Annotated in this window: 19 protein-coding genes and 1 pseudogene; 14 read left to right on the top strand and 6 right to left on the bottom strand. The window is 68.7% G+C overall.

All coding sequences use genetic code 11. From position 1 onward, the window contains the following. Positions 1-54: 54 nt before the first annotated feature. Both MJQ72_RS09270 and MJQ72_RS09265 read right to left on the bottom strand, forming a co-directional pair. Complete coding sequence (locus tag MJQ72_RS09270; RefSeq protein WP_240598706.1) at positions 55-510, bottom strand: hypothetical protein; 456 nt, start codon at positions 508-510, stop codon at positions 55-57. A gap of 7 nt (positions 511-517) precedes the next feature. Next, complete coding sequence (locus MJQ72_RS09265) at positions 518-1,339, bottom strand: hypothetical protein (RefSeq protein WP_240598705.1); 822 nt, start codon at positions 1,337-1,339, stop codon at positions 518-520. A 363-nt stretch (positions 1,340-1,702) separates the two neighbouring features. Here MJQ72_RS09265 and arc point away from each other — a divergent pair, with 363 nt between their 5' ends. Beyond that, on the top strand, positions 1,703-3,505 hold the full coding sequence (gene arc / locus MJQ72_RS09260; protein WP_037337492.1) for a proteasome ATPase: 1,803 nt from the start codon (positions 1,703-1,705) through the stop codon (positions 3,503-3,505). A gap of 54 nt (positions 3,506-3,559) precedes the next feature. Here arc and MJQ72_RS09255 read toward each other — a convergent pair whose 3' ends face one another. Beyond that, positions 3,560-4,471 (bottom strand): DMT family transporter, encoded by a 912-nt coding sequence (locus MJQ72_RS09255; protein ID WP_240598704.1) that lies wholly within the window; start codon positions 4,469-4,471, stop codon positions 3,560-3,562. Positions 4,472-4,615: 144 nt separating this feature from the next. On the opposite strand from MJQ72_RS09255, the gene MJQ72_RS09250 reads away from it, so the two are divergent. Genes MJQ72_RS09250 through MJQ72_RS09240 form a run of 3 tightly spaced genes read left to right on the top strand, consistent with a single transcriptional unit; the run spans position 4,616 to position 6,572 of the window. Next, positions 4,616-4,960, top strand: a complete 345-nt coding sequence (locus MJQ72_RS09250; protein WP_240598703.1) for a hypothetical protein — start codon at positions 4,616-4,618, stop codon at positions 4,958-4,960. Beyond that, positions 4,957-5,910 carry an aldo/keto reductase gene (locus tag MJQ72_RS09245; RefSeq protein ID WP_240598702.1) on the top strand — a complete coding sequence of 318 codons (954 nt, stop codon included), beginning with the start codon at positions 4,957-4,959 and terminating at the stop codon, positions 5,908-5,910. Before MJQ72_RS09250 ends, MJQ72_RS09245 begins: the two co-directional genes overlap by 4 nt. Positions 5,911-5,966: 56 nt before the next feature. Beyond that, a complete protein-coding gene (locus MJQ72_RS09240) occupies positions 5,967-6,572 on the top strand; it encodes a hypothetical protein (RefSeq protein ID WP_240598701.1) in 606 nt (201 codons plus the stop codon). Here the strand turns inward: MJQ72_RS09240 and MJQ72_RS09235 are convergent. Further along, entirely contained in the window at positions 6,569-7,087 is a 519-nt protein-coding gene (locus MJQ72_RS09235) for an NUDIX hydrolase (protein ID WP_240598700.1), read from the bottom strand. The genes MJQ72_RS09240 and MJQ72_RS09235 overlap by 4 nt on opposite strands. Positions 7,088-7,130: 43 nt before the next feature. On the opposite strand from MJQ72_RS09235, the gene dop reads away from it, so the two are divergent. The 4 genes from dop to prcA all read left to right on the top strand — a co-directional run bounded on the left by dop (position 7,131) and on the right by prcA (position 10,653). Then, positions 7,131-8,633, top strand: coding sequence for a depupylase/deamidase Dop (gene dop, locus MJQ72_RS09230; protein ID WP_240598699.1), 1,503 nt, complete (start codon positions 7,131-7,133; stop codon positions 8,631-8,633). Between the two features lie 97 nt (positions 8,634-8,730). Continuing rightward, entirely contained in the window at positions 8,731-8,925 is a 195-nt protein-coding gene (locus MJQ72_RS09225; RefSeq protein ID WP_034306633.1) for a ubiquitin-like protein Pup, read from the top strand. A 77-nt stretch (positions 8,926-9,002) separates the two neighbouring features. Beyond that, positions 9,003-9,839 carry a proteasome subunit beta gene (gene prcB / locus MJQ72_RS09220; protein WP_240598698.1) on the top strand — a complete coding sequence of 279 codons (837 nt, stop codon included), beginning with the start codon at positions 9,003-9,005 and terminating at the stop codon, positions 9,837-9,839. Positions 9,840-9,891: 52 nt separating this feature from the next. Next, positions 9,892-10,653, top strand: a complete 762-nt coding sequence (prcA, locus tag MJQ72_RS09215; protein ID WP_240598697.1) for a proteasome subunit alpha — start codon at positions 9,892-9,894, stop codon at positions 10,651-10,653. Between the two features lie 389 nt (positions 10,654-11,042). On the opposite strand, the gene MJQ72_RS09210 is transcribed toward prcA, so the two are convergent. After that, positions 11,043-11,681: an RICIN domain-containing protein gene (locus MJQ72_RS09210; protein WP_240598696.1), complete on the bottom strand. Its 639-nt coding sequence runs from the start codon at positions 11,679-11,681 to the stop codon at positions 11,043-11,045. Positions 11,682-11,965: 284 nt separating this feature from the next. On the opposite strand from MJQ72_RS09210, the gene MJQ72_RS09205 reads away from it, so the two are divergent. Next, a complete protein-coding gene (locus MJQ72_RS09205) occupies positions 11,966-12,940 on the top strand; it encodes a helix-turn-helix transcriptional regulator (protein ID WP_240598695.1) in 975 nt (324 codons plus the stop codon). Here the strand turns inward: MJQ72_RS09205 and MJQ72_RS09200 are convergent. Further along, complete coding sequence (locus MJQ72_RS09200) at positions 12,937-14,415, bottom strand: bifunctional phosphatase PAP2/diacylglycerol kinase family protein (RefSeq protein ID WP_240598694.1); 1,479 nt, start codon at positions 14,413-14,415, stop codon at positions 12,937-12,939. The genes MJQ72_RS09205 and MJQ72_RS09200 overlap by 4 nt on opposite strands. Before the next feature lie 147 nt (positions 14,416-14,562). Here MJQ72_RS09200 and pafA point away from each other — a divergent pair. The 5 genes and pseudogenes from pafA (at position 14,563) to MJQ72_RS09175 (ending at position 18,370) form a co-directional block, all read left to right on the top strand. Further along, a pseudogene (pafA, locus tag MJQ72_RS09195) lies at positions 14,563-15,920 on the top strand (Pup--protein ligase). Between the two features lie 89 nt (positions 15,921-16,009). Then, positions 16,010-16,339, top strand: a complete 330-nt coding sequence (locus MJQ72_RS09190; protein ID WP_240598693.1) for a hypothetical protein — start codon at positions 16,010-16,012, stop codon at positions 16,337-16,339. Positions 16,340-16,389: 50 nt separating this feature from the next. Then, positions 16,390-16,896, top strand: coding sequence for a hypothetical protein (locus MJQ72_RS09185; RefSeq protein ID WP_240598692.1), 507 nt, complete (start codon positions 16,390-16,392; stop codon positions 16,894-16,896). A gap of 76 nt (positions 16,897-16,972) precedes the next feature. Then, positions 16,973-18,016 carry an oxidoreductase gene (locus MJQ72_RS09180; protein ID WP_240598691.1) on the top strand — a complete coding sequence of 348 codons (1,044 nt, stop codon included), beginning with the start codon at positions 16,973-16,975 and terminating at the stop codon, positions 18,014-18,016. Between the two features lie 12 nt (positions 18,017-18,028). Next, on the top strand, positions 18,029-18,370 hold the full coding sequence (locus MJQ72_RS09175) for a helix-turn-helix transcriptional regulator (protein WP_240598690.1): 342 nt from the start codon (positions 18,029-18,031) through the stop codon (positions 18,368-18,370). Positions 18,371-18,412 lie beyond the last annotated feature (42 nt).

The raw sequence follows: 18,412 nt of genomic DNA, 5'->3' as shown, positions 1-18,412 counted from the left end.
GTTGCAAGCGGCTCGGCGCCCCTTCGGCGAGTTTTCGTCAGCGGTCGACAAAAATTACGGCACGCACCACTTGCCGTCGCGCTTCTTGAGCGGGAACGGCGTGTCCTTCTGGCCTCCCGCTCCCTCGACGTGAACGGTCACGGAGGCGGTGTCGCCGCTGACAGCGGGTGGATCCGGGACGGTCGCGGTCACCTTCCCCGCGGCCTCCCACTTCCGCTTGAGCTCGGCCAGATCGGCCGAGGGCTGCTGGACGCAGGTGAGCTTGCCGAACGCCGTCGCGTCGTGGTTGACGATGGCCGCGGCGATCGCCTTGCCGACCACCTCGACCGCCGCCACGTCCGGATCAACCGGGACGGGACGGGACGAACCCGGCGGCGGCCCGGGCGTGACACCGCTCGACGCGGCCGGGTCGGAGCCGGACGGGGCCACCAGGAGCAGCCCCACCACGACCCCGGCCACGACCGCGCCGCACACCACCGCGACGGCGGTCAGCTTGTGGCTCACCGTCACGGGCAGGTCACTTCTTGTCGGCCTTGATGTCCTTGAGGCACCACAGATCCGATTCCTTGGCCGCCGTGATCGTGCCTTCCGCCGTCTTGGTGCCCTGGGTCGCGCGGTAGCGCCCGGTCGCCCGGTCACCGCTTTCCTTGGCGGGCTCGATGATTTCGAGCTTGATGGGGTCGAGCGGCTTGCCCTCGTCCTTGGTGTTCTCGCTACGGCAGATCAGGTTGAGGAACGTCTGCTTGTCACCCGCGCTGTAGGAGGTCGCGGCGCTTTCGAAGACCTCTTGCGGCGTGGCCTTGCCGCCCGGCGCCGGACCGGAGCTCTTGGTCGACGACGTGCTCGGCGAGCTGGACCTGGTGCGCGTCGAGCTCGGCTTCTGCGACGAGGACGGGGCCTCCGACGGAGCGGCGCTGCTGGAGGGCGGCGCCGCGACCGGGTTGTCGTCGCCGGAGTTCAGCGCGATGACCAGTGCGGTGACACCGCCACCGACCAGCACGACCGCGCCGATCGCGATACCGACGATCAGGCCGGTCTTCTTTTTCTTGGGTGGCTCTCCGCCGCCGTAACCGCCTTCCTGCGGGTACGCGTTGAAGCCGCCCTGCTGCCCATACGGATCCGGCTGGCCGAACTGCTGCGTGCCACCGGGGTATCCCTGCTGGGGCTGAGGACCGCTCTGCGGGTAACCACCCTGCTGCTGGCCGTACGGGTCCTGTTGTCCGTACTGGCCGGCACCGGGGTATCCCTGTTGCGGCTGGGGGCCGCTCTGCGGGTACCCGCCCTGCTGGCCGTACGGATCCTGTCCGTAGCCGCCGGGCTGCTGCGGCGGGTAAGTCATGGCTGGTGCCCCCTAGCTGTTCTGCGAAAATGCTCAACATGACCTGCGGGTCCGCCTCCCCGGCGAACGTCGGCCCGATGCTAGCCATCGAGCCGGATCGCCGCTCGATTAGGGCCGAACTGAGACCGGAAACCCGTTTGCACCCGGACGGAGCCGGGTATTCCGTCGCAGGTCAGGCCAGGTGGACGGATTGTGACCATGAGTGCGCCGGACCCGGCACCGGGATGGCCCCTTGCGCGGCGCGCAGGTACGTGCTGGCGGGCCGTCCGGAACGCGACGCGCCGATCTTGTGATGCGGAAAGGCCTTTTATTGTCGGTGATCGCCGGTACCGTGGAATGAAAAGCACTCCGAGGAGGTGCCCGATGCATCATGACCTTCCCGGAGGTCGGCGCGAGGAGGCCGACCCTTCAGAAACGACCGGAGCTGGAACCACGTCCGACGAGCAGGCACGTCAGATCCGCTTCCTCGAGGAGGAAGTCGCCCTGCTGCGCCGGAAGCTCACCGATTCCCCACGCCAGAACCGAGTGCTGGAGCAGCGACTCGCCGAGGCGTCGGAACGAGTGAGCCAACTCACGGAACGCAACACGAAACTGGTCGAGACGCTCCGCGAGGCGCGTGGCCAGTTGCTCGCGTTGCGGGAGGAGGTCGACAGGCTGGCCCAGCCTCCGAGCGGTTACGGCGTGTTCGTCACCGCGTACGAGGACAACACGGTGGACGTGTTCACCGCGGGCCGCAAGATGCGGGTTTCGGTCTCACCCGCGGTCGAGGTCTCGTCGCTGCAGCGCGGACAGGCGTTGCGGCTCAACGAGGCGCTCACCGTCGTCGAAGGCGGTGACTTCGAGCGGATCGGCGAGGTCTGCGCGCTGCGCGAGGTGCTGGCCCCGGACGTCGAGGGCGGCAGCCCCCGTGCGCTCGTGGTCGGGCACGCGGACGAGGAGCGGGTCGTCCTGCTCTCCGATCCGCTGGCCGAACAGCCCCTCAAGCCGGGCGATTCCCTGCTGGTGGACTCGAAGGCCGGTTACGCCTACGAGCGCGTGCCGAAGGCGGAGGTCGAGGATCTCGTGCTGGAGGAGGTGCCCGACGTCCGGTACGAGGACATCGGTGGCCTCACCCGACAGATCGAGCAGATCCGCGACGCCGTCGAGCTTCCGTTCCTGCACGCCGATCTGTACCAGGAGTACCAGCTGCGCCCGCCGAAGGGCGTGCTGCTCTACGGGCCTCCTGGCTGCGGTAAGACCCTCATCGCCAAGGCGGTGGCCAACTCGCTCGCCAAGAAGGTCGCGGAAGCCCGCGGCGACTCGGCGGACGGGAAGTCCTACTTCCTGAACATCAAGGGTCCGGAACTGCTGAACAAGTTCGTCGGGGAGACCGAGCGGCATATCCGCCTGATCTTCCAGCGGGCTCGGGAAAAGGCCTCCGAAGGCACCCCGGTGATCGTGTTCTTCGACGAGATGGACTCGATCTTCCGCACCCGCGGTTCGGGCGTGTCCTCCGACGTGGAGACCACGATCGTCCCGCAGCTGCTTTCGGAGATCGACGGTGTCGAGGGCCTGGAGAACGTCATCGTCATCGGCGCCTCCAACCGCGAAGACATGATCGACCCGGCGATCCTGCGGCCGGGCCGGCTCGACGTCAAGATCAAGATCGAGCGTCCGGACGCCGAAGGCGCGAAGGACATCTTCTCCAAGTACCTGTCCGACGGTCTCCCGATCCACGCGGACGACCTCGCCGAGTTCGGCGGGGACGTGAAGGCGACCTTCGACGCGATGATCCAGCACACCGTCGAGCGGATGTACGAGGAGACGGACGAGAACCGGTTCCTCGAGGTCACCTACGCCAACGGTGACAAGGAAGTCCTGTACTTCCGCGACTTCAACTCGGGCGCGATGATCCAGAACATCGTGGACCGGGCGAAGAAGTCGGCCATCAAGTCGGTGCTGGAGACCAAGCAGCCCGGCCTGCGCGTGCAGCATCTGCTGGACGCGATCGTCGACGAGTTCGCGGAGAACGAGGACCTGCCCAACACCACCAACCCGGACGACTGGGCCCGGATCTCCGGCAAGAAGGGCGAGCGGATCGTCTACATCCGCACGCTCGTCACCGGCAAGAACCAGGATTCGGGGCGGGCGATAGACACCGCCACGAACACCGGTCAGTACCTGTAGCACGAGCCGAAGGGGCCCTTCACCGCATGCGTCGCGGTGAAGGGCCCCTTCGTGTCACACGGCTACGGCTTCCTCGACCTTCTTGCGCGGGCTGAGCCGCCCGTGCGCGGCCAGGATGCCCAGGACGACGAGCAGCGCGCCGACGGGCTGGTTCCACGCCAGGGGTTCGTCGAGCACGAGGACGCCGAGCAGTACACCGACGACCGGTGTGAGGTAGGTCACGGCGGACGCGTTCGACGCTCCCCACGCCGCGATGATCGACGCGTTCCAGGCGTAGGCGAGCCCGGTGCCGAGCGCTCCGAGCGCGATCATGCTGAGCACGATCGGCGTGTCGAGACGCGCCGGCGTCGTCGCGATGAACGGGGCCAGCGCCAGCATCACGACCGCGCCGCAGCACACCTGTCCCAGCGCGATGGTCGGCGCGTCGAGGTTCCGCCAGGAGATGAACCGTCGCACGTAGACGAACGAGATCCCATAGCAGGTCGTCGCGCCCAGGCACGCCAGCTGCGCGGTCAGCTCGTGGGAGACGTCGATCCCTTGCCAGACCCCGACGATGGTGAGCACTCCGAGGAAGCCGAGGACGAGTCCGGTCGTGCGCGCCTTCGTGAACCGTTCCGACGGCAGGGCCGCGGCGGCGATGAGCATGGTGATCAGCGGTGTCGTCGCGTTGAAGATGCTCGCGAGCCCGGAGGAGATGTACTGCTCGGCCCAGGAGAACAACAGGAACGGGATGACGCACAGCAGCACGGAGACGACCGCGAGATGGCCCCAGAGCGCCGGATCGCGGGGGAGTGGCTTACGACGCCAGGCCGCGATGGCCAGCAGCGCCAAGGCGCCGAGGCAGATACGGGCGAGTGCCACCTGAGCGGGCGAGAGGCCGGTGAGGCCGACCTTGATGAACAGAAAACTCGCACCCCATACGATCGCGAGCGCCGCGAACCGGATCGCGATACTGAAACGTCCCAATTGTCCTTCTCCTGATTCCGCAAGTCCGGGCCCAGTGAATCCCGGCGTCCCCCTTGCGCTCCAGCGGTTTTCGGACGATGTGTTCGACGCCTCCCGCGTGGCGCTCGCCCGAACCGGCCGTATAACGACCTATACTTCCGGGCCGTGAGCGAATCCGCCGGGCGCCCGCGCGCGCCGATCACCGAAGCCGATGTCCTGGCCTGGCTGGAAACGACGGCCGCCGCCGTCCGGTCGGGCGACGTGAGCGCCCCCGAACTGATCGAGCTGCTGGGTGAGTTGCGCCGCGCCTCCGCGGCTTGTGCCGACGCCTCGGACTGGGCGTTGCTCGCCGCGAGGGAGGAGGGCGCCAGCCTCCGCCAGATCGCGCCGGTGTTCGGCAAGGGTTACGTTCGAGCCCCGGCGGCCCGCCTCGAAAAGCTTCACCGGCAGGCACAGAATTCGAGCCAGTGGCTCGCGATCCTCCGCCACAAGAACGAAGGAGCCCGGTGACGGACACGGAAACCCCCGTCGGCGACCGGATCGCCGTCGGGCTGGCGGCACTCGGCAGGCCCGCGTACATCAACCTCGGCCGGGCCGAGGTGTTGCCGCCGGGCCGCGAGTTCGAGGCGATGCGCGCGGCGACGTACGACGTGCTGGACGACGCCTACGGCGCGGGCGTCCGCTGGATCGACGTCGCCCGTTCGTATGGTTCTTCGGAGGAGTTCCTGGCCGGATGGCTCGCCGACCGCGGGCACGCGGACGTGACGGTGTCGAGCAAATGGGGCTACCGCTACGTGGGGGAGTGGAAGCTCGACGCGGAGGTGCACGAGGTCAAGGAACACACCGCGGCGCGGTTCGCCGAGCAGTGGGCGGAAACCGTTGGCCTGCTGGGGAAAGCGGTCTCGCTCTACCAGGTCCACTCGCTCACTGTGGACAGTCCGCTGTTCGCCGACGACCGGCTGATCGGCGCGCTCGCGGAACTCGCCGCCGGCGGTGTCCCGGTGGGCTTCTCCACCTCCGGGCCCGCCCAGGCGGACGCGGTCCGGCGGGCGTTCGAGCTGGAGGTGGCCGGAATCCCGGTCTTCGGCGCCGTGCAGTCGACGTGGAACCTGCTCGAACCCTCCGTCGGCCCGGCGCTCGCGGAAGCGCACGCCGCCGGGAAACGGGTGCTGGTCAAGGAAACCGTCGCGAACGGACGGCTCGTGGTCGAGCCGCCGTCACCGCTGGCGCGGATCGCGCGGGAGCACGGGACGGGTCCGGACGCGGTGGCCATCGCGGCGGTGCTCGCGCAGGACTGGCGGCCGGTCGCGGTCATCGGCCCGTCGAGTACGGCCCAGCTGCGGGAGAATCTCGTTGCCGCGAAGGCGAACCTGACCGCCGACGAACTCGCTGAACTCGCGACACTCGCCGAGGAGCCGTCCGCCTACTGGCGGCACAGGTCCTGCCTCGGCTGGCGGTGAAGGGCTGGACTAGTCTCGCGGCAAACGTCAGGCGGGACATCGGGGAGGACTCGAGAGTGCGTCATCGGCAGGTGCTCGCGGTGGCGACGGTCGCGCTGTTCGGTCTGTCGGGATGCGCCGACCGGCCCAACGACCTCGACACCTACTACGACGACCCGGCGCCGACGCCCACGGTCGAGCCCGCACAGCCCTCGGTCAAGCCGCAGGCGAACCCGGTTCCGCCGCCGTCGACCCAGGCTCCCGTCCCCGCGGCCGTCTCCGCCGCGTTGCTGACCGACGAGGATGTCGCCGAGGAAGAGGTCGTTCCCGGCGAGAGCAAGGTGTCCGGCTGTCTGACCGGTCTCACCCGCGGGACGAGCCGCTCGGCGACATGGTCGTACCCGAGCGGTTCGACGCTGGAACACCAGGTCACCGAGTACACCGACCGTGACGCGTCGGACGTCGTCACCCAGGCGGATTGCGACGGCAAGAAACTCACCCTGACGAAGCAGACCGGCGTCGAGATCCAGCGCGCCTGGTGCGAGGGCACGACGTGCACGGTGTTGCTCGCCAAGGGGAAGCTCGTCTCCGCCCTCAGCGTGACCGCCGGAACCGAGGCACGGGCGACGGACGCGGCGAAGCGGTTGCTGCCGATCGTCGCGCAGCGGCTCCGTTCGGCCTAGCGCGCATCTCGTCGCCGGAACCACTCCAGGGCGCCCAGACGTCCGTCCGGGATGAACCGGCTCTCCGGATCGTCGAGCCACGAACGCAACTCACTCAGCGTCAGCCAGCGTCCTTCGACCACTTCGGACGGCTGATGGACGAAAGGGCCGTCCCAGCGCGTTTCGAAGGCGAAATTGTGGGCACGGATCGTCTCGTCGTCGGTGACGTGGACGAAAAGCGGCCGCAGTTCCACTCCGTGAACACCCAGTTCTTCAGCCAGTTCCCGGCGCGCGCATTCCTCCGGGGTCTCGCCCGCGGCGACGATGCCGCCCGCCCAGCAGTCCCATGTGGAGGGATAGACGTCCTTGGTGGCCGTACGGAGATGCACGTAAACGCGCTCTCCGTCACTCGAACGGACCAACACCACGCCCGCCGCGTGCCAGAGCCCCTCGGCGCGGACCCGGGAGCGCGTGGCCGCGCCCACCGCGGTTCCGTCGAGGTCATAGAGCGCAACGAGTTCGTCACTGCCTGACATGGGGGGCATCGTCGCACGCCCCCGACCCCGTAGGGTGGTGGGTATGCGGCGGATCATGGGAACCGAAGTCGAGTACGGCATCGCGGTGCCGGGCGACGCGACGGCGAACCCGGTACTCACCTCGACCCAGGTCGTGCTCGCCTACGCGGCCGCGGCGGACATCCCGCGGGCCAGGCGGGCACGGTGGGACTACGAGGTGGAATCGCCCCTGCGCGACGCCCGCGGGTTCGACCTGACCGGCCCGAGCGGCCCAGGGCACGACCCGGACGTCGAGGACCTCGGCGCGGCGAACGTGATCCTGACCAACGGGGCGCGGCTGTACGTCGACCACGCTCACCCGGAGTACTCGGCGCCCGAGGTGACGAACGCGCGCGACGCGGTCATCTGGGACAAGGCGGGCGAACGGGTCATGGAAGAGGCGGCGCGCAAGGCCGCCACCGTCCCCGGGCAGCCCCCGCTGCAGCTGTACAAGAACAACGTCGACGGCAAGGGCGCGAGCTACGGCACGCACGAGAACTACCTGATGCAGCGGTCGACCCCGTTCACCGCGGTGATCGGGGGACTGACGCCGTTCTTCGTCTCCCGTCAGGTGATCACGGGCTCCGGCCGGGTCGGCGTCGGGCAGCAGAGCGAGGAAGCGGGTTTCCAGCTCTCGCAGCGGTCCGACTACATCGAGGTCGAGGTCGGCCTGGAGACGACCCTCAAACGCGGCATCATCAACACCCGCGACGAGCCGCACGCCGACGCCGACAAGTACCGCCGTCTCCACGTCATCATCGGCGACGCGAACCTGGCCGAGTACTCGACGTATCTCAAGGTCGGCACGACGGCGCTGGTGCTGGACCTGATCGAGGCGGGCATCCGGTTCGACGACCTGAAACTGGACGAGCCGGTGCGGGCCGTGCACCAGATCAGCCACGACCCCACGCTGAAGGCGAAGGTGTCGCTGGCCAACGGGCGCAAGTACACCGGGCTGGACCTCCAGTTCGCCTATCACGAGATCGCGTCGGCGAATCTGGAGCGCACCGGCGCGGACGAGGCCTCCAAGGAGGTCCTGCGGGTCTGGGGCGAGATCCTCGACGCGCTGGCACGGGACCCCCAGGAATGCGCGGACAGGCTGGACTGGCCGGCGAAGCTGCGGTTGCTCGAGGGCTACCGCGCGCGGGACCAGCTGGCCTGGGGCGCGCCGCGGTTGCGGCTGGTCGACCTGCAGTACTCGGATGTCCGGCTGGACAAGGGCCTGTACAACAGGCTCGTCACCAGGGGTTCTATGAAGCGCCTGGTGACCGAGGAGGAGGTGCTGGAGGCGATCACGACCCCGCCTTCGGACACCAGGGCCTATTTCCGGGGCCGCACGCTGGAGAAGTACGCCAACTCCATCGCCGCGGCGTCGTGGGATTCGGTCATCTTCGACGTCGGCCGGGAATCGCTGGTGCGGATCCCGACGTTGGAGCCGTTGCGGGGCACGAAGGCCCACGTGGGGAAGTTGCTGGACGACTCCGCGACCGCCGAGGAGCTGGTGGAGGCGCTCACCGGTTCGGACTAGCGGGATTTCCTTTCATCGGGGTTAAGCGATCACGGATCCCACGGAATGTCGGGACCGCTGGGTAGGCTAGGAAACATCGGCCACACCGGGAGGCGAGATGGCTCAGGAAAAGATCGAAAAGCACGGCGGCGGCGACTCGGACGAAGAGTTCGAGGAAGGCGGTCCGGCGGGCCAGGAGCGGCGCGAGAAGCTCGGTGAGGACGTCGACACGATCCTCGACGAGATCGACGACGTGCTCGAGGAGAACGCCGAGGACTTCGTGCGCGCGTACGTGCAAAAGGGCGGCGAGTAGCTCGTTTCCCGGCGGCCCCTGGCCGGGGCCGCCTGTGCGGAGCCGGCGGATCACACAGATTGGAACTTTGAGCACGTATGGAACACACCTCGGGTAAGTCGGCGCTGCCCGCCGCGTACTTCTCGTCGGCGACCTCGTCGTTCTCGGACTTCCTTCGGGCGCAGGCGCCCGAGCTGCTCCCGGAGCGGCGGGTCGCGACGGGCGCGGGCGGGCTGGACGCGCCGCACGGCACGACGATCGTCGCGGTCAAGTTCGCGGGCGGGGTGCTGATCGCCGGTGACCGGCGGGCGACGTCGGGCAACCTGATCGCCTCACGCGACATGGAGAAGGTCCACGTCACCGACGAGTACTCGGCGGTGGGCATCGCGGGCTCGGCCGGGCTGGCGATCGAGATGGTGCGGCTGTACGCGGTCGAACTGGCGCACTACGAGAAGATCGAGGGTGTTTCGCTCTCGCTCGACGGCAAGACGAACAAGCTCGCGGGGCTGGTGAAGTCCAACCTCGAGATGGCGATGGCCGGGCTGGCCGTGCTGCCGCTGTTCGTCGGGTACGACCCCGACGCCGAGGACGCGAAGCACGCGGGCCGCATCGTCTCGTACGACGCGACGGGCGGGCGCTACGAGGAGAACGCCGGCTACCACGCCATCGGCTCGGGTTCGCTGTTCGCGAAGGGCTCGCTGAAGAAGCTGTACGACCCGGACGCGGACGCCGAAGGCGCGATCCGGACGGCGGTGGAGGCGTTGTACGACGCGGCGGACGACGACACCGCGACCGGCGGGCCGGATCTGGTGCGCCGGATCTTCCCGACGATCGTGACGGTCACCGCGGAGCAGGGTGCGGTGGCGTTGCCGCTCGAGCAGACGACCGCGGTGGCCGAGGCGGTCGTGGCCGGACGAGCCGAGCGCGGGCGCTAGCCGTCCTCCCTGTCCCCTTTCCGATGAGAGCCCGAAAGAGCGGAGCACCACAGTGACGATGCCGTTGTACGCCTCTCCCGAGCAGTTGATGCGGGAGCGTTCCGAGATCGCGCGCAAGGGCATCGCGCGTGGCCGGAGCGTGGTCGTGCTCAAGTACCGCGGTGGCGTGCTGTTCGTGGCCGAGAACCCCTCGGCGACGTTGCACAAGGTGTCGGAGATCTACGACCGGATCGGTTTCGCGGCCGTGGGCCGCTACAGCGAGTTCGAGAACCTCCGTGTCGCCGGTATCCGGCACGCGGACCTGAAGGGCTACCAGTACGACCGGCGGGACGTCAGCGCGCGTGCGCTGGCGAACGCGTACGCCGCGACGCTGGGCAGCATCTTCACCGAGCAGCTGAAACCGTTCGAGGTCGAGGTCTGCGTCGCCGAGGTCGGCGCGACCGCCGCCGAGGACCAGCTGTACCGGTTGACCTACGACGGTTCGATCTTCGACGAGCCGAAGTTCGTCGTGATGGGCGGTCAGGCCGACACGCTCAGCACGAAGCTCAAGGAGAGCTTCGAGTCGGACATGGAGCTGGAAGCGGCGCTCGGCGTCGCGGTGAAGGCGTTGCGAGACAACACCCCCACGCCCTCGAACGGCGATTCGGACCCGGTGAAGCTCGAGGTCGCCGTGCTGGAGCGGGAACGGCGGGGCCGCAAGTTCCGCCGGGTCGCCGGTGCGGCGCTGGAGGCGCTGCTGCCCGCCGAGCCGGAAGAGCCGAAGAAGGACGACGCCGACGGCGACAAGCCGGATGGTGAGTCCAAGAAGGACTGAGCCTCTGTACGCGAAGGGCCCCTTTCCCGCGTTGGGAAGGGGCCCTTCGCGTTCGGCCCCTGTACACAGTGGAATGCCGTGAAGGCCTCCTTGAGGGACCCAGAGTCCCTCAAGGAGGCCTTCACGGACGCGATGGTCGCCACCAGTAGCCATTGGGCTGATCCAACCTGCGCGGGTAGGCACTAGCGGAGTGGTGTGGGCTGAAGGCTCCCTTCACCGAGTCTGATGCGGCGAAAGGAGCCTTCGCCCCCGGTGTCGGCTACGGGAGCGGCGGTTCGGCCGCAGGTGCCGCCTCGTGACAAACCGCCCTCGGCGCCAGAAGGCCGTGAGGGCCTCCTTCCCTACCTTGAGAGTAGGGAAGGAGGCCCTCACGGAGCGGTCAGCCGGGATCAGGCGGGGGTGTCGCCCCACCACTGGCTGCGGCCACCGGCGATGAAGCTCCACAGCTGGAGCCGGGTGCCGTTGGTGGACGAGTTGCCCTCAGCGGTCAGGTAGCGGCCGCTGGCCGGGCTCTGGAAGCGGACGTAACCCTCGGGGTTGACGGTGCCGGCCCACCACTGGTTCTTGGCACCGGCGATGAAGTCCCAGAGCTGGACGATGGTGCCGTTCTTGTTGATGCTGTTGAGGTCCGCGTCCAGGTAGCGGCCGCTGGCCACGTTCTGGAAGCGGGAGTAGCCCTCGGGGTTGTCGGTGATGTAGAACGCCTGGTGGTCCGCGTTCAGGTTGCAGTCCCAGAGCTGCATCTTGGTGCCGTTGCGGTTGATGGTGTTGAGGTCGGCGTCCCAGCACTTGTTCGGGTTGAGCCCGGACGGGATGAGGTACATGTCCGCGTCGGCGACACCCGCGGCCTGCGTGCGCGCACCGGTCGAGGTGCGCTTGACCGGGATGAGCTTGATGCCGTGCACGGTGACGGTGTTGAACCCGTCGCCGGCGGGCTTCGGGGCCGCGGTCGCGGCCGGAGCGGTGACCAGGGTCAGGACACCCGCGGCGGCGGCGATGATTCCCGCCAGGCGCTTCATTTTCGTCATTTTCTTTCCCCTTTTGGAAAGCGTTTTCTCCCAGTGAGGTGAAGGGGAACGGCAGAAGACGACGGGCCGCGACGAAACGCGGCCCGTTGGCCCAGCCGGTGAATCCCCCTCGTGGAAGGCGCCGCGTAAACCCCGAGAAGCGGGCCTTCTCCGAACATCATTCAGGTCTGAACCACGGTCGTCGAGGAGATTTCCGATAGCGGCAATAGGGCAGTTCAGCGATGTAACGGAATGGTGCGCCTCGCGATCTCACGGCGACGACTTCGATCAAGGCGAGGACATCCGTGCGCATCGAGCTGACGTTGCAGGACCTGACGCGCGTTCGGCTCGCGCCCGAAGCCGATCCCTTGGCCGAGCTGGTTTCGAGCCTGCAGATCCTGCAACGGCGCGACGCGGGCTCGGCGTTGTTCAACCGGTGGCGGCATCGGGTCCGGCTCGGCTTGGCGGAGTCGGCTTCGGTGCTGCTGTGGTTGTGCCGCCCGTATGCGCCGATCCCGGCGTTCCTCGTGCCGGGCATCGACGAAAGTGGTTTGGAGGCGGGACTCGCGGAGGTCGCCCGTACCGACTCGGTCGGCTTGAAAACGGCATTGCGGGATCTCCCGGTGAACCGGGAGCTGCCGTCGTGGGCGGCGGGATTGCCGGACGGCGACACGGCCGGGCTGCCGAAACTCGTCCAGGCGATGCAGGACTACTTCGAACTGTCGCTGGCGCCCGGTTGGGAGCCGGCGCGGGCGCAGGTCGACGCGGACCGGGGGATGCGCGCGCAGCTGCTCCTGCACGACGGGGTGGACGCGATGCTCACGAGCCTGCGGCCGCTGGTGCGCTGGTCCTCGCCGGTGCTGGAGGTCGGCGACGGGATCGTCGGTTCCCGCGGTGCGGACGGCGCCGGGCTGATCATCTCGCCGACGTACTTCGCGGTGTGCCCGGTGATCGTCCCAGCGGCGGGGCGGGCACCGGTTCGGCTGCTCTACCCCTCGGTGCGGCAGGCCGCCCCGTCGACCGGATATGGCCGCGACGTGCGGAGATCGCCGGACACCGCCCTCGCCGACCTGCTGGGCCCGACCCGGGCGGCGACGCTGGCGGTCCTGGCGGTCGGCTGCAGCACCTCGGAGCTGGCCGCCAGGCTGGGCGTGACCCCGTCGGCGGCGAGCAAGCACGCCGCCGTGTTGCGGCGCGCGGGGCTCATCACCACCGAACGGGACCGCAACGCCGTGCTGCATTCGCTGACGCCGCTGGGCACCGCGCTCCTGGGCTCCTAGAGCCGGTAGATGGTGAGCGCGCTGGGCCGCGACCGGAAGCGGAAATCGTTGCCGAGCGGGCCGACCTCGCCGTCGGTGGCGACCCGGCGGTTGCCGTTGAGCAGCCGGACGTGCAGCTCCGGGACGTCGAGCTCCTGGTAGACGTGGCTGGCGTTGAGGCTGTTCGTGATCGTGGCGAGGATGAACCGCGCCCGCGAATACGGCACGTCGGCGCGCAGGTAGCGCACGTCGAGAAGGCCGGTGTCGAGGGCGGGGCGGCGCGAGGGCGCAAACCCCTTCGGCGAGTAGGTGCCGTTGCCGACGAACAGCAGCCAGATGCTGGTGTGCTTGCCGTTGAGGGTCACTTCCAGCGGCTTCGCGCGCCGGAGGGTGCGGGCGAGCGCGATCGCCGCGGACGGCCACTTCGGATGCCGCTTCTGCAGCCTTTCCCGGATCCGGACCATTTCCGGGTAGCCGCCGAGGCTGGCGGTGTTGACGAAATAGCGGTGGTCGTCGTCGTGGTTGATCTCGACCTCGCCGAGGTCGACTCCGACGGCGTTGCCCGCTTCGGTCGCGGCGTCCGCGTCGGGCATCGAGCGCATGCCGACGTCGCGGGCGAAGTGGTTGAGGGTGCCGGCCGGAATGAGCGCCAGCGGCAGATCGTGGTCGGCCGCGACCGCGGCCACCGCGGCCACGGTCCCGTCACCACCGGCGACACCGAGCGCGCGCACGGTGTTGTCACGGGCGGCGATCTCGTCGCAGAGCTGATCACGCAGGTCCCGTTTCGCGTCCGGATACAGGATGGTGGCCTTGGGCCAGGCGAAGCGGGCTTCCTCGGTCGGGTCCTGACCGTCGATCCCGGAATGCGGGTTGACCAGGACGAGCATGTCCTCGCCGTCGCGCATCTCCGGCGCTTCGGCGGTGTGCGCGGTGCGGCCGGGGACGTCGTCGTTCAGCGGCCACCAGTGCCGTGTCAGCAGGCCCGCGCCGACGCCGATACCGATCCCCACCCCGACGTCACTGGGCCAGTGGACGCCCGTGTGGACCCGGGAATAGGCGACCGCGGCGGCCAGCGGGACCAGTGCGGCGCCCGCCTTGGGCGATTCCATCGCGACCGCCGTCACGAACGCGGCCGCCGACGCCGAGTGTCCGGACGGGAACGACGACGAGGTCGGGCGCCGGACGAGGCGCCGGTGCATGGGCACCTGCTCAGCCGCGGGGCGGCGGCGCGGAAACAGGGGTTTGCCGATCAGGTTCGCCGCCGCGCTCGCCCCGGCGATGGCGGCCACGCCGCGGAGCGCACCCCGGCGCGTCGGGCCCTTCTTCGCCGCGAGAGCGATCGCGACACACCACCAGAGCTTGGACTTGTCCGCACTTTTGGAGAGCGAGGTGATCACCTCGTCGGCCCTGGTCCTCGGCAAGGCAGCGCTCCGTGCCATCAGCCGTCGATCGGTCCGTCCGACCTTGCGGAAAGGGCGCTTGAGCTGCTTTAACACGGGTTCCCCACTTCCGGGCCAGGACGTCATGCGCGTGATACCCGATCGGGACTTCCCGCACACCTTTCACCGAATGCAACGTACCGACCGCGTGTCGCCGCCCGAACGGCGCACCTTCAGTGGGTCCTCACCGCCTACTCTGGTGGGATGCAGCGGCGGATCTTTGGCATCGAGACCGAGTACGGGGTCACGTGCACCTTTCACGGGCAACGCAGGCTCTCCCCGGACGAGGTGGCGCGTTACCTGTTTCGGCGTGTCGTGTCCTGGGGGCGTTCGTCGAACGTCTTCCTGTCGAACGGCTCGCGGCTCTACCTCGACGTGGGCTCCCACCCCGAGTACGCGACGGCCGAATGCGACGACCTGGTCCAGCTCGTCACGCACGACAAGGCCGGTGAGCGCATCCTCGAGGACCTCCTGGTCGACGCCGAGCGGCGGCTGGCGGACGAGGGCATCGGCGGCGACATCTTCCTGTTCAAGAACAACACCGACTCGGCGGGCAACTCCTACGGTTGCCACGAGAACTACCTGGTGACCCGTGCCGGGGAGTTCTCCCGGATCGCCGACGTGCTGCTGCCGTTCCTGGTGACCCGGCAGCTGATCTGCGGTGCGGGCAAGGTGCTGCAGACGCCGCGCGGCGCGGTCTACTGCCTGTCCCAGCGTGCGGAACACATCTGGGAAGGCGTCTCCAGCGCCACCACGCGTTCGCGGCCGATCATCAACACCCGCGACGAGCCGCACGCCGACGCGGAGCGCTACCGGCGCCTGCACGTGATCGTCGGCGACTCGAACATGGCCGAGCCGACCACGATGCTCAAGGCGGGCTCGGCGAACCTGGTGCTGGAGATGATCGAGGCGGGCGTCCAGTTCCGTGACTTCACGCTCGACAACCCGATAAGGGCCATCCGCGAGATCAGCCACGACCTCACCGGCCGCCGCCAGGTGCGGCTCGCCGGCGGCCGCGAGGCTTCGGCGCTGGACATCCAGCGCGAGTACCACGCCCGCGCCGTCCAGCACGTCAAGGAGACGGGTTCGTCGCCGCAGTCCGAGCGCGTCGTCGAGCTGTGGGGCGGGCGCTGGAGGCGGTCGAGCAGCAGGACTTCAGCAAGATCGACACCGAGATCGACTGGGCGATCAAGCACCGGCTGGTCGAGCGCTACCGCAACAAGCACGACCTCGATCTGTCGAGCCCGCGGATCGCCCAGCTGGATCTGGCCTACCACGACATCCGGCGTGGCCGTGGCATCTTCGATCTGCTGCAGCGGAAGGGACTCGTGCGGCGGGTCACCGACGACGGCGAGATCGAGCTGGCCAAGGACACTCCGCCGCAGACCACGAGGGCGAAGCTGCGCGGTGACTTCATCGCCGCCGCGCAGGCCGCCGGGCGCGACTTCACCGTGGACTGGGTGCACCTCAAGCTGAACGACCAGGCGCAGCGGACCGTGCTGTGCAAGGACCCGTTCCGCTCGGTGGACGAGCGCGTCGAAAGGCTCATCTCCTCGCTCTGATCGACACCCGGCTCAGAATCGGCCGACACACGGTTGTCACTCCAGGTACCGTGTACGTCGCTGTGGGTTCTGAGCCGGGGAGGGCGAGGATGGACAAGGCCACCGTGCCGGCCCAAGTCGCGGGGCTGAACTCCCTCAAGGATCTGGGGCTGCAGATCCGGAACTCGCTCGTCAACCTCGCCAACGGTCTGGACAGCTTCTGGACCCAGATACATGGGACCCTCGCAGGCTTGAGCATCGCTGTCGCTGCGGCGGCCGTCAGTGCCATCAGCGTTGTCGGTCTCCCAGCCGCGATCGTGATTCTGGTAGGCGTGATCGGCGCCGGCGTCGCGTCCATCTTCACGACCATCAGCGCGGTGGATTCGCTCACCAACAGCATCGGGGTGGCGCATTCGGCAGACTGGAAGCGGCAGTCGTGACGTACCCGACTGTGTGGCCGGAGGAGCCTTATCGGCGGCTACCGCCAGGCATGATCGGAAGTATCCGGGAAATAGCCACCAGTCTCGGGGCCGGAACGGGCGTCGTCGGCCTGGCCATGGTGATCGTCATACAGATCTCGGGACGGATTCTTCCGACCGCGAGTGATGGCGCCAATGTCGTCACCATGGGGATGGCCACTTTCGCGGCCGGTGCGTCGCTGTTGTCGGGGCTCGCCATGGTGATTTCGCGGACGCTCGTGAGAACAGGCTGTGTCGAGACGAAAGGTGCCATCATCCTGCGAGGAGTCGAGGCGGGGTTGTGCGCAGGAGCGTTTTTCGCGATGGCAGCGTTTTTGTTCTTCTACGTTCCTGGGGTCGCCGGTTCCGGGCGGTACGACCCGCAGGATCGCATCGCGGTGACGCCCGGCATCGTGATGTACACACTCCTGCCGGTTCTCGCCATGATCCTGACGGCCGTCAACCTCGTCGTCGCCCACCGGTTGTTCTTCCCGACCGTCGAGAAGGTGCAGAAGCATCTTGCGCGGGAGTCCGGCTGACTCGGGTCTCGCCACGTCGCCGTCGCCCAGGCTAGGGTGACCCGCGCGATTCTTCGACCGAGGGAGAGGTGCGCCGATGCGCCGTGCGTTGCTGGTCGTGCTGGGAGCGGTCGTCCCGCTGGCGTTCACCGGCGTCGCGCACGCCGCGCCGGAGTGTCCCGATCCCGCGTGGGTGGAGACTCCGACAGGCACGGACGCCCAGCTCCGCGGTCTCTCCGCGGTGGATTCCCGTACGGCGTGGGTCAGCGGCAGCAGGGGCACCATCCTGCGCACCACCGACCGGGGCCGCACCTGGAAACCCGTCGCCCCGGCCGGCACCGAGGCGCTCGACTTCCGCGACATCGAGGCCTTCGACGCCGATCACGCGGTCGCCCTCTCGATCGGGCCCGGTGACGCGTCCCGGATCTACCGCACGGACGACGGCGGCGAGAGCTGGCGACTGTCCTTCCAGAACAGCGATCCCGCCGCCTTTTACGACTGTGTCGCGTTCTTCGACCACCGGCGGGGTCTCGCGATGAGCGATCCGGTGGACGGCAAGTTCCGGTTGCAGTCCACTTCGGACGGCGGCCGCACGTGGCGGCCCGTGCCCGCCGAGGGCATGGTTCCCGCGCTCGACGGCGAGTTCGGCTTCGCCGCCAGCGGCCAGTGCCTCACGACGTCGGGTCCGCGTGACGCCTGGATCGCCACCGGCGGCGGGGCCCGCGCACGGGTGCTGCACTCCGGCGACGGCGGGACGACCTGGGAGGCGGCCGACACGCCGCTGCCCAGTGGCGCGTCCGCCGGCGTCTTTTCGGTGACGTTCCGGGATCCCCGGCACGGCGTGGCCATCGGTGGCGATTACGCCGCGCCGAACGCGCCCGGCCCGGCGGTCGCGCTCAGCGCGGACAAGGGCCGCACCTGGCGGACGCCGTCGGAGGCACCGGTCGGCTACCGCTCGGGCCTGGCGTGGCTGGGGAACACAGTGCTGGCCGTCGGCCCCGGCGGGAGCGACCTGAGCCCGGATGGCGGACGGCACTGGAAGCAGTTCGACACCGGATCACTGGACTCCGTCGACTGCGCTCGTGGCGCTTGCTGGGCGAGCGGGGCGAAGGGACGGGCCGCTCGGCTCGGCACGGCCTAAGCTCGAAGGACTATGACCGCACAAGCCGAACCAGTCCCGGAGACGACCGATCATCTGGTCGAGGTGTTGAAGGCGCTCGCCAACCCGATCCGGCTCCAGGTGCTCGGATGGCTGCGCGAGCCGGATCGGCATTTCCCGCCGGAGAAGGCGATCGCCGACCAGAACGAGGTCGGCGTCTGCGTCAGTCATCTCCAGGCCAAGCTGGGGCTCGCGCAGTCCACGGTGTCGGCGTACATGGCGTTGCTGCAGCGCGCCGGGCTCGTGGAGTCCACCCGGGTGGGGAAGTGGACGCACTACCGCCGCGACGAGAAGCGGATCGAGCAGCTCGTCGACCTGCTGGGACGCTCCATCTGAACTCGCCGGGAATAACATATCGAGAATCTGCGATACTTCGAT

Source organism: Amycolatopsis sp. EV170708-02-1, from assembly GCF_022479115.1.
In the GTDB taxonomy this organism is placed as follows: domain Bacteria; phylum Actinomycetota; class Actinomycetes; order Mycobacteriales; family Pseudonocardiaceae; genus Amycolatopsis.
This window is presented reverse-complemented; position numbering and strand designations above follow the sequence as displayed.

What these genes read in the sequence shown, in the direction of transcription:
- MJQ72_RS09265 (WP_240598705.1), bottom strand. Translation starts at nt 1,339, where the DNA reads ATGACTTACCCGCCGCAGCAGCCCGGCGGCTACGGACAGGATCCGTAC.
- prcB (WP_240598698.1), top strand. Translation starts at nt 9,003, where the DNA reads ATGGAACACACCTCGGGTAAGTCGGCGCTGCCCGCCGCGTACTTCTCG.
- MJQ72_RS09175 (WP_240598690.1), top strand. Translation starts at nt 18,029, where the DNA reads ATGACCGCACAAGCCGAACCAGTCCCGGAGACGACCGATCATCTGGTC.
- MJQ72_RS09210 (WP_240598696.1), bottom strand. Translation starts at nt 11,681, where the DNA reads ATGACGAAAATGAAGCGCCTGGCGGGAATCATCGCCGCCGCCGCGGGT.
- MJQ72_RS09190 (WP_240598693.1), top strand. Translation starts at nt 16,010, where the DNA reads ATGGACAAGGCCACCGTGCCGGCCCAAGTCGCGGGGCTGAACTCCCTC.
- MJQ72_RS09180 (WP_240598691.1), top strand. Translation starts at nt 16,973, where the DNA reads ATGCGCCGTGCGTTGCTGGTCGTGCTGGGAGCGGTCGTCCCGCTGGCG.
- MJQ72_RS09185 (WP_240598692.1), top strand. Translation starts at nt 16,390, where the DNA reads ATGATCGGAAGTATCCGGGAAATAGCCACCAGTCTCGGGGCCGGAACG.
- dop (WP_240598699.1), top strand. Translation starts at nt 7,131, where the DNA reads ATGCGGCGGATCATGGGAACCGAAGTCGAGTACGGCATCGCGGTGCCG.
- arc (WP_037337492.1), top strand. Translation starts at nt 1,703, where the DNA reads ATGCATCATGACCTTCCCGGAGGTCGGCGCGAGGAGGCCGACCCTTCA.
- MJQ72_RS09225 (WP_034306633.1), top strand. Translation starts at nt 8,731, where the DNA reads ATGGCTCAGGAAAAGATCGAAAAGCACGGCGGCGGCGACTCGGACGAA.
- MJQ72_RS09235 (WP_240598700.1), bottom strand. Translation starts at nt 7,087, where the DNA reads ATGTCAGGCAGTGACGAACTCGTTGCGCTCTATGACCTCGACGGAACC.